The sequence below is a fragment of the Clostridiales bacterium FE2011 genome, from assembly GCA_017569305.1.
In the GTDB taxonomy this organism is placed as follows: domain Bacteria; phylum Bacillota; class Clostridia; order Christensenellales; family Aristaeellaceae; genus Aristaeella.
On the sequence record CP069418.1, the window covers coordinates 82,076 to 99,420 of the forward strand.

13 protein-coding genes are annotated in these 17,345 nt (G+C 51.0%); all 13 read right to left on the reverse strand.

All coding sequences use genetic code 11. The features are described 5' to 3' along the window. Positions 1–62: 62 nt before the first annotated feature. From JRC49_00405 to JRC49_00465, 13 genes are read right to left on the reverse strand one after another with little or no spacing between them, the layout of a single operon-like run. Entirely contained in the window at positions 63–1,313 is a 1,251-nt protein-coding gene (locus tag JRC49_00405) for a methionine gamma-lyase family protein (GenBank protein ID QTE71328.1), read from the reverse strand. A 9-nt stretch (positions 1,314–1,322) separates the two neighbouring features. Continuing rightward, positions 1,323–2,246, reverse strand: a complete 924-nt coding sequence (gene miaA, locus JRC49_00410) for a tRNA (adenosine(37)-N6)-dimethylallyltransferase MiaA (protein QTE71329.1) — start codon at positions 2,244–2,246, stop codon at positions 1,323–1,325. Positions 2,247–2,258: 12 nt separating this feature from the next. After that, a complete protein-coding gene (gene mutL / locus JRC49_00415) occupies positions 2,259–4,145 on the reverse strand; it encodes a DNA mismatch repair endonuclease MutL (GenBank protein QTE71330.1) in 1,887 nt (628 codons plus the stop codon). A gap of 43 nt (positions 4,146–4,188) precedes the next feature. Continuing rightward, positions 4,189–6,786: a DNA mismatch repair protein MutS gene (gene mutS / locus JRC49_00420; GenBank protein QTE71331.1), complete on the reverse strand. Its 2,598-nt coding sequence runs from the start codon at positions 6,784–6,786 to the stop codon at positions 4,189–4,191. A 13-nt stretch (positions 6,787–6,799) separates the two neighbouring features. Further along, a complete protein-coding gene (locus tag JRC49_00425) occupies positions 6,800–7,207 on the reverse strand; it encodes a YlbF family regulator (protein ID QTE71332.1) in 408 nt (135 codons plus the stop codon). Positions 7,208–7,222: 15 nt separating this feature from the next. Next, positions 7,223–8,620: a tRNA (N6-isopentenyl adenosine(37)-C2)-methylthiotransferase MiaB gene (gene miaB, locus JRC49_00430; GenBank protein QTE71333.1), complete on the reverse strand. Its 1,398-nt coding sequence runs from the start codon at positions 8,618–8,620 to the stop codon at positions 7,223–7,225. Next, the gene (locus JRC49_00435; GenBank protein QTE71334.1) at positions 8,617–9,723 is read right to left on the reverse strand and encodes a ribonuclease E/G; all 1,107 of its coding nucleotides are present in this window, start codon (positions 9,721–9,723) and stop codon (positions 8,617–8,619) included. Before JRC49_00435 ends, miaB begins: the two co-directional genes overlap by 4 nt. Before the next feature lie 2 nt (positions 9,724–9,725). Further along, positions 9,726–10,400, reverse strand: a complete 675-nt coding sequence (locus JRC49_00440; protein ID QTE71335.1) for a DUF2344 domain-containing protein — start codon at positions 10,398–10,400, stop codon at positions 9,726–9,728. After that, positions 10,378–12,237, reverse strand: coding sequence for a TIGR03960 family B12-binding radical SAM protein (locus tag JRC49_00445; GenBank protein ID QTE71336.1), 1,860 nt, complete (start codon positions 12,235–12,237; stop codon positions 10,378–10,380). Before JRC49_00445 ends, JRC49_00440 begins: the two co-directional genes overlap by 23 nt. Before the next feature lie 24 nt (positions 12,238–12,261). Beyond that, complete coding sequence (locus JRC49_00450; GenBank protein QTE71337.1) at positions 12,262–15,156, reverse strand: peptidase C11; 2,895 nt, start codon at positions 15,154–15,156, stop codon at positions 12,262–12,264. Between the two features lie 48 nt (positions 15,157–15,204). Next, on the reverse strand, positions 15,205–15,765 hold the full coding sequence (gene scpB, locus JRC49_00455) for an SMC-Scp complex subunit ScpB (protein ID QTE71338.1): 561 nt from the start codon (positions 15,763–15,765) through the stop codon (positions 15,205–15,207). Further along, positions 15,755–16,555, reverse strand: coding sequence for a segregation/condensation protein A (locus tag JRC49_00460; GenBank protein QTE71339.1), 801 nt, complete (start codon positions 16,553–16,555; stop codon positions 15,755–15,757). Before JRC49_00460 ends, scpB begins: the two co-directional genes overlap by 11 nt. 22 nt (positions 16,556–16,577) lie before the next feature. After that, on the reverse strand, positions 16,578–17,345 hold the full coding sequence (locus JRC49_00465) for a site-2 protease family protein (GenBank protein ID QTE71340.1): 768 nt from the start codon (positions 17,343–17,345) through the stop codon (positions 16,578–16,580).

Below are 17,345 nucleotides of genomic sequence, written 5' to 3' on the forward strand. Positions count from 1 at the left end.
GTAATTTCCTGAATGTTCAAACATTAAATTATTATATGAGCTAAGCCTGTCATTGTCAAGAATTACGGCATTTTGAGCGCCCCTGTTTCCATCATTCTGCGCAGTGCTTCTGAAAGCGCAATCCGCCCGTGAACATATGTCAGTCCTCCCTGCATAAAAGCAGTGTACGGTGCCCTGATAGGACCGTCAGCGCTCAGTTCAATACTGGCGCCGGCAACAAATGTTCCTGCCGCCATAACAACCTGATCATCATAGCCCGGCATGTCCCAGGGTTCGGGCATGGCCATACTGTCCACGGGGCTGGCTGTTTGAATTCCCTGACAAAACGCCACAAGCCGCTCAGGAGTTTCCATCTTAATCGCCTGAATAATGTCAGCGCGCTGTTCCTTTGATGACGGCGACGTCTCAAAACCCAGATTGTCAAACAGTCTTGAAGCAAGAAGTGCCGTCTTCAGCGCCTGGGCCACTGTGTGCGGTGCCATGAACAGTCCCTGATAAAACGGCCTGTATGATGCAGCATAGGAACCGAGCTCCCGGCCAAGTCCGGGTGCTGTCAGCCTTCCTGCAATACGTTCCACTTTATCATGCTTTCCGGCCACGTATCCTCCGGTTGGTGCAATTCCTCCGCCCGGATTCTTGATCAGACTGCCTACGCATATATCCGCGCCGTAATCCGTAGGTTCATCCTTACACACAAATTCGCCGTAGCAGTTATCAACCATCAGCGTTACGCCGGGATGCCTGCTGTGAATCATATCGGCCAGTTCCGCAAATTCCTCAGGAAACAGGCTGGGTCTCCAGGCATATCCCCGGCTTCTCTGAGCGATCACAAGGGATGTATCTTTCGTGATCGCCTTTTCCACGGCCGGAACATCAATCTTCCCGTCTTTCAGTTCCACACATTCAAAAGAAACGCCCATTTCTTTCAGTGACCCCGGCTGACTGCCTTTTCCTGTTCCGATAACTCCCAGCAGGGTATCATAGGGCATACCGGTAGCGCTGACGATTTTTTCTCCCGGTTTTGTAAGGCCAAAGAGAGTCAGGCTCAGGGCTGCCGTTCCGCTGGCTACGTGCGGCCTCATAAGCGCCGCCTCCGTATGGAAAATCCCCGCATATATCCTTTCCAGGGTGTCCCGTCCGATATCATCGTATCCGTAACCGGTGGACGGGGCAAAATGCCTGTAACTGACCCCTTCCTGCCGGAACAAGTCGAGCACCTGTTTCGTACGCTTCATTTCATTTTCATCGATCCTGGCAAAGGATTCCTTCAGCTCTTCCTCCGCTTTCAGGATCATTTCCTCAATACGGTTCATGCTTATACCTCACAGCAAATATCTTCTGATTTCATCGTACGCATCTTCTCTGTCGGTTCTGACATAATGAATGCATTCTTCCCTGCGCAGGAACGTCATCTGCCTTTTTGCATAATGACGTGTTCCCTTACGGATCATCTCTGCCGCATCTTCAACAGAATACTCACCGCGTATACAGGGAATCATCTCCTTGTACCCCAGGCCGTTCATGCTCCTGGCGTCTTCAGGTACGCCTTCCTCCAGCAGGGATGCCACTTCATTCTTTAATCCCTTTTGGATCATATCCGTCACGCGTTGATTGATCCGGTCATAGAGTAAATCCCTGTCCATTTCAGTGGAAACCACCTTCCAGCAGAATCGGCGGTCATTCTCATTCTCACGCCTGGGCTGTTCGGAAAAAGGAATGCCGGTAGCCTCCCATACTTCTATTGCACGGATAATCCTTCTGACATCATTCACCGGAAGACGTTGGGCGGTTACCGGATCTATACTTCGAAGCCTCTCATGCAGTGCGGCGCGTCCGTCTGCCGTTTCCGCCATTGCATTCAATATCTTCCTCAGTTCTTCATTGGCCGGCGTCATTCCCATTCCCATGGGATGCATCAGCGACTGAAGATAGAGTACAGTTCCTCCGACAAACAATACATGTCTGCCCTTTTCTGTAAGCTGCAGAATCAGTTTTTCGGCTTCATCCCTGTAATCTGCAACGCTGAACATATCCGTTGGTTCACAGATATCCATCAGATAATGACATACACCGCCCATTTCTTCCTTTGTCGGTTTAGCGGTTCCGATATCCATTCTTCTGTAAATCTGCATACTGTCCATACACAGAATATCCCATCCCTGCTCCTGTGCGAGACGTACGCTCAGACTGGTCTTCCCGCTGGCTGTAGGCCCCGTTATGACTCTGCAGACAATCTGTTCTGTCATAATGTTCTCCGGTCAGTTCTGTATGCGTTTGAATTTCCTGTCCAGTTCCCTGTGGCTGATGGAAACCACAAGCGGTCTTCCATGGGGACAGGTGGGTGTCACCTTCTGTTCAATCATTGTGTCAAGAAGGCTCCGCAATTCTTCTTCTGTCAGCGTTTCCCCGCCTTTAACGGCATGCTTGCAGGCGGTCTGAAGCAGCTGTGTCCGTTTTTTCTCAAAAGTCGGATCTTTTCCGTTCTGAAGATCGTTGATCACATCCCGTATAAAATCCTTTGTCTGTGCCTCGCCCAGAATCACGGGGATCGTCCTGACAGCAACATCCTTCTCACCAAACGCCTCAACAACGAGTCCTATGCTTTCCAGCGCTTCCCTGTTATCTTCCAGCAGGCGCTGTTCAGCATTTGTAACACCAAGCACAACAGGAACAAGCATTTCCTGGCCGGCCTGGGCTTTTTCCGTGTGTTCACTCATAAGCCTGTCAAACAGCAGACGCTCATGAACCGCATGCTGGTCAACCATCAGCAGCTGGTCTTCATATTCAACCAGGATAAACGTGTTGAACAGCGCGCCGAATACTTTCATCGGTTTTCGGACTGCACTCAGGATTGTGTTAACCTGTTCTGCACTTTCTTTCATCACAGCAGGAGCTGCATACTCACGGCCGGCAGCAGGGATATTGATTGTCTCTGCCGGTCTTGGCGGGATATCCCTGTAAACCGGTTCCGGTTTGGGGGCAGGAGAAAAAGCAGACGCACTGGCAGGGAGCGTCCGGCTGACTGTCACCGATTCATCAGGAGAAGGCAGCGGACGGCGCATGACAGGAGCCGCCTGGACAGGAACTTCCATTATCCGGTCAGAAGCTTTTTCCTTCTGGGGGCTGAGAGTCATCTCAACCGGATGTTGAAAAGCATCCTTTTCTTTCAATGCCATCAGCACCGCACTGAGTACAGCTTCATAAACCCCGGTTTCATCCCTGAATCGCACTTCCAGCTTATTCGGGTGTACATTGACGTCCACTGCTTCATATGGAATGGTGATATACAGTGCACAGACCGGGAATTTTCCAATCATCACCCGTTCCCTGCAGGCCGTTTCCAGTGCCTCGTTCAGGATTTTATTATGCATGACACGGCCGTTGATGAAGAACATTTCCTGATTCCGGTTTCCTCTTCCGTTCTCTCCGATGCCGACATACCCCTTGATGATCAGTCCGTTCCCGTGATCATTCACTTCTTTCATAAACTTCATGGCATAGCTTCCGTAAACCGTCTGCAATGCCGTGGCTGTCTGTCCGTCTCCGGGTGAATGGAATTCTGTTTTACCGTTTGAAATATACCTGAAACTGACATCGGGGCGGCTCAGTAAAAGCTGGACAATCAGATCGTGAACTGCCGAAGCTTCCTGACCGGCTTTTTTCATAAATCCTTTGCGGACAGGAACATTGAAAAACAAATCATTCACCTGGATTGTTGTGCCGACGGGGCAGGCAATTTCCTGTATATCAGTAATCCGTCCGCCTTCGTTTTTTACTTTCAATCCTGTATCGCTTGCAGCGGTCCGGGTTGTCATTGTAATCCGTGATACGGCTGCAATACTTGCAAGAGCCTCTCCGCGGAAGCCCAGGGTTGCAATGGCGTCAAGATCCTGTTCCCTGCTGATTTTACTCGTGGCATGCCGTTCAAACGCCATGCGGATATCGCTTTCATCAATACCGCTGCCATTATCGGCTACGCGGATGCTTGTCAGTCCGCCTTCCTGGATTTCGACTGTCACAGCTGTAGCACCGGCATCCAGACTGTTTTCAATCAGTTCCTTGATAGCTGCTGCCGGTCTTTCCACGACTTCACCCGCAGCTATTTTACCAATCAGGTTTTCACTCAGCGGTCTGATCTTTCCCATAGTGTTCTCCTTTTCAAATTGCCTTTTCCCGGCTTAAGGCTGATTACAGCTTGCGTGCCTTTTCCCGGAGCAGGAACAGCGTATTCATCGCATCCATCGGCGTGATTGCCATCACGTCAATTTCCTGAAGCTCCTTGATTATTTCATCTTTTTTATACTCAAACAGATCCATCTGTTCATTTTTCCTGAAACCAGTATCCTCACCCAGAATATTCTGGCCAATGGTATTCTGGTTGATTTCACTGACTTCCAGCCTGGCCTGAATCTCATGCGCACGCACGATTACCGGATGAGGCACTCCCGCCAGCCTGGCCACATGAACACCAAAGCTTTTATCCGCACCGCCGCGAACAATTTTCCGAAGGAAGATAACGTCTTCCCCATGTTCCTTGACGGAAATACAGAAATTTTTCACCCCGTCCAGATGACCCTCGAGTTCACTTAATTCATGATAATGCGTCGCAAACAGGGTTTTTGCTCCGATCCGTTCCTTGTCAGCAATATATTCCACCACTGCCCATGCAATGGACAGTCCGTCAAATGTGCTGGTTCCCCGTCCGATCTCATCAAGAATAATCAGGCTGTTTTTCGTTGCGTTCCTGAGGATATGAGCGGTTTCGCTCATCTCAACCATAAAGGTACTCTGTCCGCTGGCCAGATCATCGCTGGCGCCTACCCTCGTAAAAATACGGTCGCAGACCGGAAGGCTGGCCTCCCTGGCAGGAACAAAGCTTCCGATCTGCGCCATCAGGCAGATCAGCGCCACCTGACGCATATAGGTACTTTTACCCGCCATGTTCGGTCCGGTGATAATCATCATCCGGTTTTCATTTCCGTCCAGCAGCGTATCATTGGGAATGAACCCGCCATCCTTCATATTCCTTTCCACCACAGGATGACGGCCCTCAACGATCGAAAGCGTTCCGTCCGAAGTAATGGAAGGACGTACATAATGATTTTCCGAAGCTGCCCGGCTCAGGCTCTGGAATACGTCAAGTTCCTTAAGCGCCTGAGCGGTTCTTTGGATTCCTTCAATCTGTTCAGCAATACGATCCCTGACCTCGCTGAAAAGCTGTAGTTCAAGGCGTACGCTTTGCTCCTGTGCGCCGATGATCTTCTGCTCAATTTCTTTCAGTTCAGGAGTCATATACCGTTCTGCATTGGTCAGCGTCTGCTTCCGGATATATCTTTCAGGTACCTGGCTCAGAAAGCTTTTGGTCACTTCAATGTAATACCCGAATACCTTATTGTACTGAATCCTGAGATTTCTGATACCCGTCTCTTCTCTTTCCCTGGCTTCGAGATCCAGGATCCATTGTTTTCCGCTGGTCTGTGCTTCACGGTATTCATCCAGGATCTGTGAATATCCTTCCCGGATAATCCCGCCCTCCGTGATAATGACAGGCGCGTCCGGATGAATGGCCCGATCCAGCAGGTCTGTCAGTTCCTCCAGCGGATTGAGTTCATCATGGATCCTGATCATTTCTGCACTTTGCACATTGATAAGCAGATTGCGGATTCCCGGTATACGCTTCAGGCTCGCACACAGGGCAAGGCAGTCCCTGGCATTCATATTCCTGTATGCAACCTTATTCATCAGGCGCTCCATATCGTACACGCCTTCAAGTTCTTCCGCCAGTGTCATGCCGAGAATCCTGTCATTGACAAGTTCCTCCACGGCATCCAGACGGTTGTTGATCTCCTTTTCATCCAGAAGGGGCTGTTCCACCCATCGGCGAAGCAGTCTTCCGCCCATTGCCGTACTTGTCAAATCAAGCAGGCCGAGAAGTGTACCCTTTCTGCGTTCTCCTCTCAGGCTCTCTGTAAGCTCAAGATTCCGCCTGGTATTCTGGTCCAGAAGCATGGTTTTCCCATTTTCTGCAATTCGCAGCGTACGGATATGTTCCAGACTGTTCTTCTGTGTTTCATGAAGATAACGCAGCAGCGCACCGGCTGCACAGGTGGCTTCTTTTTTATCATCCAGGCCAAGTGATGTCAGCTGGCTGAGATGAAAATGCTCGCAGATGGTATCTTCTGCGTTTTTCCGCTGGAACCAGACCCTTGGCTGTCCGTTGAGTCCTCTGATGTCTCCTCCTGTCAGCGCTGTCAGCTGCGGCGGATCATTGCAGATGACTTCCATCGGATTCACACGGACAATCTGCGCCCTCAGCAGATTTACTTCAGGCTCCATAACGAAAAACTCACCTGTGGATACGTCTGCATAGGCTATGCCAGTCTTTTTGCCGTCCAGATAGACGCACATAAGATAGTTGTTTGCCTTGTCTTCCAGCATGGCAGGATCCGTCACCGTGCCGGCTGTGATCACCCGGACCACATCCCGGTCCACGAGGCCTTTGGCCAGTGCCGGATCTTCCATCTGCTCACAGATGGCAACCTTGTAGCCTTTTGCAATCAGCTTTTCAATATAGGTATTCACGGAATGATAAGGAACGCCGCACATCGGTGCGCGTTCCTCCAGACCGCAGTCTTTTCCGGTCAGGGTCAGCTCCAGTTCTCTGGAGGCGGTTTTGGCATCTTCGAAAAAGAGCTCATAAAAGTCCCCCAGCCGGAACAGCAGCAAGCAATCCGCATACTGGTCATGAATCCGCAGGTACTGCTGCATCATAGGTGAAAGTGCCATGTTGATCCCTTTCTCAGCGGCATCCGCTGCAGCAGGAGCAGTTGCCGGAACATCCCGTGCTGCCGCTGTTTTCCTCTTCCACTTCGCCGGTAATCACCAGCCGGAGGATCTTGTTTACATTATCCATCATGGTCTGAAAATCGTTTCTGTACTGTTTCAGCGTCCGGATCATTTCATTCTCATTCATCCGTTTTTCCGCTTCTTCCATTTCACGGCTGGCCTCAGCAAGTTCGTTCGCATTCATATCTGCGGCTGACAGAATCGCTTCCACACGCTGTCTCTTTTCGATCATGTCCCCCAGCGCCGCGGCAGCATCAGGATCATGGCGCACAGCCCCTTCCTGCTGTTTCATTTTCTGATACGTTTCACTGTTCAGGATCGCTTCCGCAAGTTCCTGGGCTTTCATCATAACTTCTCTCATATCCGTTTGTCTCCCTTATATTCTTTCGCCGGTCAGCGTATTATTCTTCAATCCGGTCACTCGGCATTTCAGGATCTGTCCGATATCTTCATTACTGCCGTTGACCGTAATAGACACCGCATGCCTGCCTTTTCCGGATACAGCAGATTTGCTTCTTTTGCTCAGGCTCTCGACCAGGATTTCTTCTTCTGACCCGATGAACCGTTTCAATGTATCCTGCTGTAGTTCCTCCTGAAGTGCAATCAGGCGCTGGATTCTCTCCCGGGATACTTCATCCGGAATCAGGCCCTCCATTTTTGCCGCTTTTGTCCCCTTCCGCGGACTGTATATAAAGGTAAAGGCACTGTCGTACCGGACCTCACGCACAAGGCTCATCGTGTCCTCAAACTGCGCTTCTGTTTCACCGGGAAAACTGACAATAATATCTGTACTTAGTCCGATTCCGGGAATGGCTTCCCGCAGTTTCCGGACCCTGTCCAGATACTGTTCCCGGGTATAGTGCCGGTTCATCTTTTCCAGAATCTCATTATTGCCGCTCTGGACCGGCAGATGAAACTGCGGCAGGATGTGTTTACCGCTGCTCATCACGTCGATCAGCTCATCGCTCAGATCTTTCGGATGGCTCGTCATAAAACGGATCCGCGGAATACCGATTCCGTCCAGCTGCTTCAGCAGGGCTGCAAAAGTCGGGTCACCGGGCAATCCCTTCCCGTAGCTGTTGACATTCTGGCCCAGCAGCATAATTTCCTTTACGCCCGACTTTGCCAGTTCTTCAGCCTCGTGAAGAATACTGCTCATTTCGCGGCTCCGTTCCCTGCCGCGTACATAGGGAACAATACAAAAGCTGCAGAAATTATTACAGCCGTACATAATCGTAAGATAGGCAGCATCCTGTCTGAGTCTCCTGACCGGAAGCCCCTCTGCAATAACGTCTTTATCCTCAACACACACCTGCTGAGTGCTGCTGTTCAGCGTTTCAAACAGCATTTCCGGTAACTTATGAAGATTGGCAGTACCGAACGCCAGATCCACAAACCTGTATTGTTTCAGAATGGTTTCCGCCATTCCGGGTTCCTGTATCATGCAGCCGCAGACAGCTATGATCATATCCGGCTTTGTTTTCCTGACTTCTTTCAGCCATGTAACATTGCCCAATGCACGTCTTTCAGCATTTTCACGTACACAGCATGTGTTGAATATTACGAAATCAGCTTCTTCACGTTCCGCTGCGGGTTTCATCCCCATACGATCCAGCATGCCGGCGATTTTTTCAGAATCATGGGCATTCATCTGGCATCCGTATGTGACAACATAATAACTCTGCGGTCTGTGCGGAAGCTCCCGGATCAGCTCTGTATACCGCTCCTGGCGTTCCTGTTCTTCAGTTGTGACAAGGATCTCCTTTGTGTTCATTCTCTCTGCTCCCTCAGTACATATCCTGTTCCTCCGCAGACGGGACAGGCTTTCAATAGATTATCATATATTCCCGCTCTTGTGCGCTTTCTGGTCATTTCGATCAATCCCAGACTCGTCCAGCCGTGTATAACTGTCTTCACCCGGTCTCTGCTGAAGCACTCCTCCAGCCTGGTCAGGACCATACTACGGTCTGTTTCATTATCCATGTCTATAAAATCGATCAGGATGATTCCGCTCAGATTCCGCAGCCGTACCTGCTGGGCAATGGCGCCGCATGCCTCCAGATTGGTTTCAAGTATTGTCTGCTCTTTGGATCCGGAAACGGCAGAAGAAGCGGTATTGATATCAATCACCGTCATTGCCTCACACCGATCCAGGATAATATTGCCGCCCCCCGGAAGACGCACGGTACGTTCTCTGGCCTGTCTGACCTGCCTGGCAATACCGTCATCGGTTTCCGCAGACTCCTGAACTGTATTGATACTGTCCCGGGCATAATCTTCCTGAAGCCGTTCTGCAATACTGCCTGAAAAAAGAAGACTCCCCGGTTTTCCTCCCTTTGAAGCTTTTTCCTCTGTCATCCGCCAGGTTTCGTACAGTGATTCTGCCTCCTGCCGGATCATCTCTGGTGCCGCAGCTTCCGCTGCTTTTCGCATCACAAGACCAAATCGGTCTGCAGCTATTTCACGTCCTGTTTTTTTCAGTTCCTCACGAACAGATTCATCGGTAATTCTGCTGCTGACACCGATATAGCGGTTCATAGGCATAAGGATAGCCATCGTTCCGGGAAGCGTTATATCACGTGTCAGAAACGCTCCTTTTGTCCCGTTTTCCTCTTTCTTGATCTGGACAGTCAGGCTTTCACCGGAGCGTACTTTCCCTCCTGTAAAACTGCTGCTGTTTTCATCCAGCGGAAGAAAGCCGCTTTTCTTCCTCCCTATATCAACAAATGCACAGTTCATTCCGGGCATCAACCGGTCAGTTTTTCCAAGCAGAATATCCCCGCACTGATCCGACGGATCATTTGGTATGTATTCAACAAGCACACCGTCTTCCGTAACAGCACAAAACCCGGGGCCGCATATGATTTTCCTTATCATACTCAAAGCCTCTCCAGCGGAACAAGCCGGCCTTCCGGATCCATTCCCATGAGTCCTGTCCGGGTAACCAGCATTCGAACTTCTTCGCTTATCCCGGCTTCCCTGGCCAGCGCTTCAATCAGCATCCCCGGTTTGCAGGCCTCGCGTTCAGTCAGCACAAGTGTCGCCAGGATATGCTGTCCTTCACCCTTCAGTTCATAGATCAGCGGTTTGATATCGCATTCCTTCAACGCTGTTTTTGTTTTTCGCATGGCAGTCACCGTTTCCTTTGCCATCATCGAAGGAATGGCGGCTGTCAGCTTCTCTGCCGTCTCCGGATCCCTGATCAGCAGGTCGTATTCTGCCGCACGAAGGCTGGCCATCAGTGCGGGATGTTTCTGATCCACCGCCCGTGCTTCAGACAGCTGCATATCCTTTGGCATGGCACGGTTCATCCGATCAAGGAACTCCTCTTCACTGACCTCCTCAGCCATCGTCACATCCATAATTTCCCGGGTCCCGCAGGCTCCTGTTGATAAAGCACTCGCGAATGTGATCAGGATATGGGGATTGAATCCGTTGGAATATGCAACCGGCAGGCCGCTCCTGCGGAGTCCGCGCTGTACGCTGCGCTGAATATCAAGATGTCCGATATGCCTGATTCTTTCACCTTTTTCAAACACTGCCAGCATTCGCATATGAACATACTCCCTTCCAGCGCTGTAAACCACATCCGTTGCAGCCTTTCCGGCAATCCTTCGTTGTCTCCGCGCGTTCACTTTTTTCTTTTTCATGCCAGAGGAACTGTTTTGTAACCCCGCTGTCTATATGATCCCAGGGCAGGACTTCTTCCTTTGTTCTGGCCCGGTGTGCGTAAAAAGCCGGGTCAAGGCCGCAGTCCCTGAATGCTTCCATCCACAGATCATAGCGGAAGGTTTCATTCCACCCGTCCAGAATGCATCCCTTTTCAAAAGCGCTCCTCAGCACACGGCCCATTCTTCGGTCACCCCGGGCAAAACAGGCTTCGAGGAAACTGACATAAGGCTCATGCCAGTGGAAAGTCACGCCTTTGATATTGAGCACCTGTCTCAGATGCTCCTGCTTTGCGATAATCGCATCCAGCGTATCCTGGGCAGCCCACTGGAAGGGCGTAAAGGGCTTGGGGACAAATACGCTTACGCTCACTGTCACCCGCAGCCCCTTGGCTCTTTGTGTCTTGGGGACATTAAAGTATTCGGCAATGACTTTCCTGGCCAGGTCCGCGATACCGTCCAGATCTTCTGTGGTTTCCGTCGGCAGGCCGGACATGAAATACAGTTTTACGCTGCTCCATCCGCCTTCAAAGGCATCCCGCACTTTGCCCAGCAGATCCTCTTCCGTTACGCCTTTGTTGATCACATCACGCATGCGCTGCGTTCCTGCTTCCGGCGCAAAAGTAAGGCTGGTTTTCCTGACCTGCTGCGTTTCCTCAAGGCTTTCTTTCAGCACGCTGTCGATCCGCAGGCTTGGCAGAGAGATAGATACACGCTTTTCCTTCATGCGTTTCATGAGCTCCCGGATCAGTTCAGGCAGGCAGCTGTAATCTCCGCTTGAAAGGCTGCTCAGACTGATCTCTTCATATCCGGTGGAATTCAGCAGTTTTTCAGCCAGGTCAATCAGCTTTTCCATGCTTCTCTCCCGTACAGGCCGGTACAGAATGCCTGCCTGACAGAAACGGCATCCCCTTGTACACCCGCGCATGATTTCCAGCATGATACGGTCAAAGATCACTTCCGTATAAGGTACGGGAAACTCTTCAGGATAATAGGTGTTGTTCAGGTCAACAACCACCCGTTTCCGGACAGTCGCCGGTGCTTCCGCGCAATTGGGTGTCACAGACGCAACAGTCCCGTCCTCATTGTATGTCACGTCGTACAGGGAAGGAACATACACGCCTTCCAGTTGGGCAAGCTTTTTCAGGCATGCTTCCCGGCTCAATCCTTTTTCCTTGCGTTCGAGAATGACACGGTTCAGCTCTGTCATCACATCTTCCCCGTCGCCGATCATAAACGCGTCAATGAAATCAGCCAGCGGCTCCGGGTTAAAGGCGCAGGGTCCCCCTGCCACCACAATGGGGTCAGTTTCTCCCCGTTCACTGCTTTCCAGCGGAACACCACCCATCTTCAGCATCGCCAGGATATTGCTGAAGCTCATTTCATACTGGAGCGTAAAGCCGATAACGTCAAATGCGTTCAGCGGATGTCTGCTTTCCATGGACAGCAGCGGAAGCTGCTCTTCCTCCATCAGTGCGATCATATCCGTCCAAGGCATGAAAAACCGTTCGCACAGGCTCCAGCTTTCGCGGTTAATCAGCCCGTACAGAATCTTCATGCCCAGGTGGCTCATGCCTACCTCATATGTGTCCGGAAAACAGAATCCGAAGTGCAGCGGACATTCATCCCAGCCCTTCACTTCCGTATTCATCTCGCCGCCGGTATAGCGCGGTGCCTTCTGAACCTTTTCCAGGATTTTCTCAATTTTGTCATTTAAATCCATATCAGGATGCTCCATTTTCTGTTTTTACCTGACAGCAGGTGTCCAGTAATTCTGCTGATAAATATCAGTCAGCCTGAAGGTAACCTGGCATTTGCTCCTGTCAATCGGTGTATTGGCAATCTCAACCGTATCACCAAGCGTGATCGGTTCACCCAGCTCGTAAGTATCACGGTAAACGCCTTCATAGTCAAAGTAGTCACAGACAAACTGCAATGTATCACCCTTACCAATTGCAATCAGTTCCTTTGACTGGGTATCAGAAACACCATCCCCGTATCTGTACAATGCTCCCGCAATATATCCGTCTCCGTTATGTTCACTGTCAAAATTCACAATCAAATCAATCAATACTCGCGAATTCTTATTTTCTCCTTTTTTAGTCAGATAAGCAGGAACATATCCGGTGATTACATAATTATCACCGTCATCCACGGAGTTCAGATAGTAATAGGCCACCGGCTGACGGTCGATAGACAGCCATGTGCCGTCATATTCGGACAAAAGGCTGTTACCTTCAGTCTCAAAGGTGGTATCCATACCAAGGTCGATAAATCCTGTTCCGTCATTGTAGAACACATTCATCAGCAGGGAGGTCACCAGATCCCACTGTTCTTTCTCCAGCGTAATTTTTCCGTCTTTCCATACCAGCCGGGAAGCGTCGAAATGATTATCCAGGATATATTCAGCCGCGTTTTCCGCCGTCATGCTGCGGCCCATGAACAGGTCCAGGATGCTTCCCGTGGAACCGCTGCTGCTGCCGCCTCCGTAAAGGCCGCCCAGCAGTTCCGTAAGGCCGCCTGAAGAGTAGGAGGATGTATAACCGCCGCCCTGTCCGAGCAGGCTTCCAAGCAGGTCCGGTGATGCATAGGCACCGCTCCCATAATTGTTCAGGGACGTCCCTGCGCTGACCTGGCCGCTGACTTCCAGGCTGGCAAACTCCTGAATGCACCGGGTGTACTCTTCATCCATGCCGATCGCCTGGTAGGTGGACACCATCTGATTCACCTTGTTTGCCCGCTGGTAAGGGAAATAGATACTCAGGCCGTAGGCATGGCTGATGCTGCCGCCGGTTCTGTTATACTTCACAGCCCCCTGCAGTGCCTTGGCCAGCGACTTGCCCTCAGCAGTACCCATATTCTTTGCAAAATCCACCATGTCGATCTGGTCAATGCGGCTGGACTGGGCAAATTCCCTGGTTTTACTGCGTGCTTTGGATACCGTCTTGTATTCCTTGTTCTGAATCAGCTCGTTTGTATCAATACTGAACTGTTTCAGTTCATCCGGAACCGTAGCCTGGAGTTCGGCAAGGTCCACAACGCTGAGGGTTGTTGCCTGCCCGCGGCACTGGCGGTTGCAAACTTCAACGAAATCATCCGCGATCTGCTTTCCGATCCGAATTGTGGGAAGACTGGTGTTTTTGTTCAGGTTGTTCAGCCAGTTTGTATAATACCAGCCGACACCCGGTTCCGTTTCTTCGCTGGCAATCATATAATCCGCATACTGGCTCAGCATGATGCCGTTTTCCACGGTTGCCATCAGACAGGCGTCAAATCCGATAAAATCAAACTTGACGTTCGCCTTTTTCAGGGCGCTGTTAATCCCGGCCAGTGTCATGGACTGGTTATGGCCGACCTTTTCATCATAACCGAATCCGCTGACCGAACCGCCGCCGTGATCCCAGAAAATGAGACACATCCGGTTTGCCGGGAAGTTTTTCTTACCGTACTGTATAAAGGTTGTCAGCGTATCGGGACTGACCATGCTTCCTCTGCCCATATCCTTTTCCAGGCAGAGGAACTTGCCATCCTTTATCTGATAAATCTGGTTTACAGATGAGGAAACAACATTGTTACGCCATCTGCTGCATCCTCCGGTAAACACAATCAGGTTTATTTTGTCTCCGACTGTTGCAGCAGCCATTTCCTTCAGGTCGGAAGTCGCCATTCCCTGCTGGCTTTCCAGGTCTGTGCCGCACATGTAAACCATGATTGTCACATTATCCTGCTTGTTTCCGATAATCTCTGTGAATTTAGCCCGTGCTCCCGTGGCAACAGTCTCGTCCAGTGCCGTTGTGTTGTCTTCACCAGAAGAAGTAAAGTAAGGAACCGCGCTGCTCTGATTCGAAACAGTTCCCGTTCCTGTCAGTCCGGAAAAAAGGCTGTCAGCACTGCCGGTATAGTCATAGGCTGTGCTTCCGGATCCCATGAGGGAGCTCAGCAGGTTACCGATATCCATCCCGCTTCCCGAAGAAGCAGTTGAGCCTGAAGAGGTTTCGCCGGACTGTGTTACTGTATTCAGAATGTTCGATACACTGCTGCTGCCGCTGTCTTCCCCTCCGAACAGGCCGCTCAGTCCGCCGCCTCCCAGGAGAAGTACGAGGGCGGCAATAATCAGCAGCAGTTTGCCTCCGCCCATGCCGGAACCGCTTCCTGAGGCGCGCTGGGTTCCCGTGCCGTTCTGTTTCACTCCGTAATGATGCTGTCCCTGTCCGCCTGCGTTTGTTCCGGTGGAAGGATGTGTACCGAATGGATCAGCCTGACCGGCTGCCGGACGTGACCCGAAAGGATTTGCAGAACCGCCTGCCGGCCTGGCTGTATTTCCAAACGGATTCTGTGCACCTGCCTTCTGACCGCCTTGTCCGAACGGGAATCCGGAGCTGTCAGGTCTCTGGGCAGGGCGCTGCTGCCCGAAAGGATTCTGCTGAACCGGACGTCCGGAACCCGATTGTCCCGATGCCGGCCGCTGGTTCATATTGCCGAAAGGCGACGCCTGTGATGCACTTTGCTGCTGACGGCGGTCTTCGTAGCTTCCCGTATTGTTTACAGGGCCTGTGCCAAGACCTTCACCGCGTTTCTCGACGCCTTTGCCTTCATTGACAACCTTTTTCTCCCGGGATCTAGGTTTTCTCTGCTCGTCCATGGTTCTTTCTCCTTTCTTTGGGTTCGTGTACCTGTATAATCTTGTTTCTTACGGAATCAGTTCTTCCGTATCATCCTTTTTCTCCGCATCTTCCGGCTGTGGCATCGGCGGCAGCCCGTTCAGATCTTCCAGTCCGAAATGGCTCAGGAACTCATCCGTTGTACAGAAGAGGATCGGTCTCCCGATGGTGTCTTTTCTTCCTGCTTCACGAATCAGTCCCTTCAGCATCAGGCTCTGAAGGCTGTAATCGCACTTGACACCCCGGATCTGTTCTACCTCAGCGCGGGTTACAGGCTGTTTGTAAGCAACAACCGCCAGCGTCTCCATTGCCGCCTGGCTGAGGCTTTGCTGCTGAACAGGCTGCAAAAGCCTTACAACATCTCCGGAGTACAACGGTCTTGTCGCCAGCTGCACATGATCTCCGAACCGTTTCAGCAGAAATCCCCGCTGCTCATAATCATATTCGTCCTTCAGGCTGTCGATTGCCTCCCGGACTTCCTTTTCCCCGGTCTGAAGCGCGCGTGCAAGTTCCTTGACAGGTACTGCTTCCCCTGCCACAAACAGGATGGCCTCGATTCTTCCTTTCAGGTTTCCTTCCTCATTGTTCAAGGGTCGTAGTCACCTCCCCGGTCATATCCGTCAGATCCTTCGGTGTCTTTTTTTGCCTGGCTTTTCCGGCAATCAGCTCTATCCCGCCGTATACAGCATCCTGTTTCACATGCATCTGTCCCAGCTTAAGCAGCTCCAGAACCGCCAGGAAATACGTAACGACTTCCTCCCGTGTAGGTGCTTCCGAAAAAGCGTCCTCAAACCGCATCCTTTTTTTCTTACGGATACGATAGATCAGGTTCAGCATGCATTCCTGCACTGTATGACTGTCTCTGTGGATGTTCCTCGGTGCGTAATGATTGCTTTCAGGATCATCATCCAGCTGCGGCCTCCGCTGCCAGATTCTGAGGAAGGCTTCCTGCAGTCCCTGCAGCGTCAGGCCTGTCAGTTCAACCTCCTGCGGTGGAAGCGGGTATTCCTCCGGCAGCTTTGTGAAAACACGTTTTGCGGCGTCTTCAAAGGATTTCATGCTTTCGGCCGTTTCCCGGAATCGTTTATATTCCTCGAGCCTTCTGATCAGTTCAGTTTCGGGATCTGTTTCATCCTCCGTTTTCGGCAGACGCGGCAGCATGGCCCGGCTTTTGATTTCCAGCAGCGTTGCCGCCATCAGCAGGAAGTCGCTTGCCTCATCCATATCCAGATCAGGCGCATTCCGGACTATTTCCAGATACTGGTCTGTGATTTCACTGACAAAGATATCCCTGATATCAATCTGGGCTTTGCCGATCAATGTCAGCAGCAGATCCAGCGGACCGTCAAAATCCTTCAGCTTAAAGGCCAGTGTGATCATTGATAATCTATTATCTCCGTCCTCAGATAATCAGGGATATCACAGATGTCAGGGCACCCATCACCGCGCTGTTCGCAGCGGAGAGCACGCCTGAGAGAGCACCGCTCATGCAGATAACCAGAAAAACAACATGAATGGTCTGCATTGTCTGTGCACTCAAAGCCAAACGGCCTTTGAAAACAAACTGATCCATGAACCGGAAGCCGTCCAGCGGCGGCACGGGAAGCAGATTAAAGATTGCCAGGCCCAGGTTCATCTGCGCCAGCATCAGAAACAGCCTCTGCACATACATCAGCCAGGGGATCTGTGCATAATCAGCCAAAGCCTTTAACTCTCCGGAATAAACATAATACGGTAAAAAACCTTCATAAATATTGATCAGCAGGGCTTTATCACCCATTTGTGAAACAATCTCTTTCCCCCAGATGAATTTTGCAAGAATAGCTGAAATAATCAGGCTCAGGATACAGATCAGCAGATTCGTCACAATACCTGCCAGGGAAACAATGATGTAATCCCTTCTGTAATGACGGAAATTGCGGGGATTGACCGGCACGGGTTTTGCCCATCCCACCCTCAGAAAAATCATACAGATCGTACCAAGCGGATCCAGGTGTTTGCGGGGATCCAGTGTCAGACGCCCCAGCCACCATGCTGTAGAGTCACCACATTTCAGTGCGGCATAACCGTGTGCACATTCATGGATGATCAGGCTGAACAACAGGCAGATAGCCAAATACAGCAATGTGATAATCGTTCCGCCCGGATCCATCCTCAGTTCTTGCAGCAT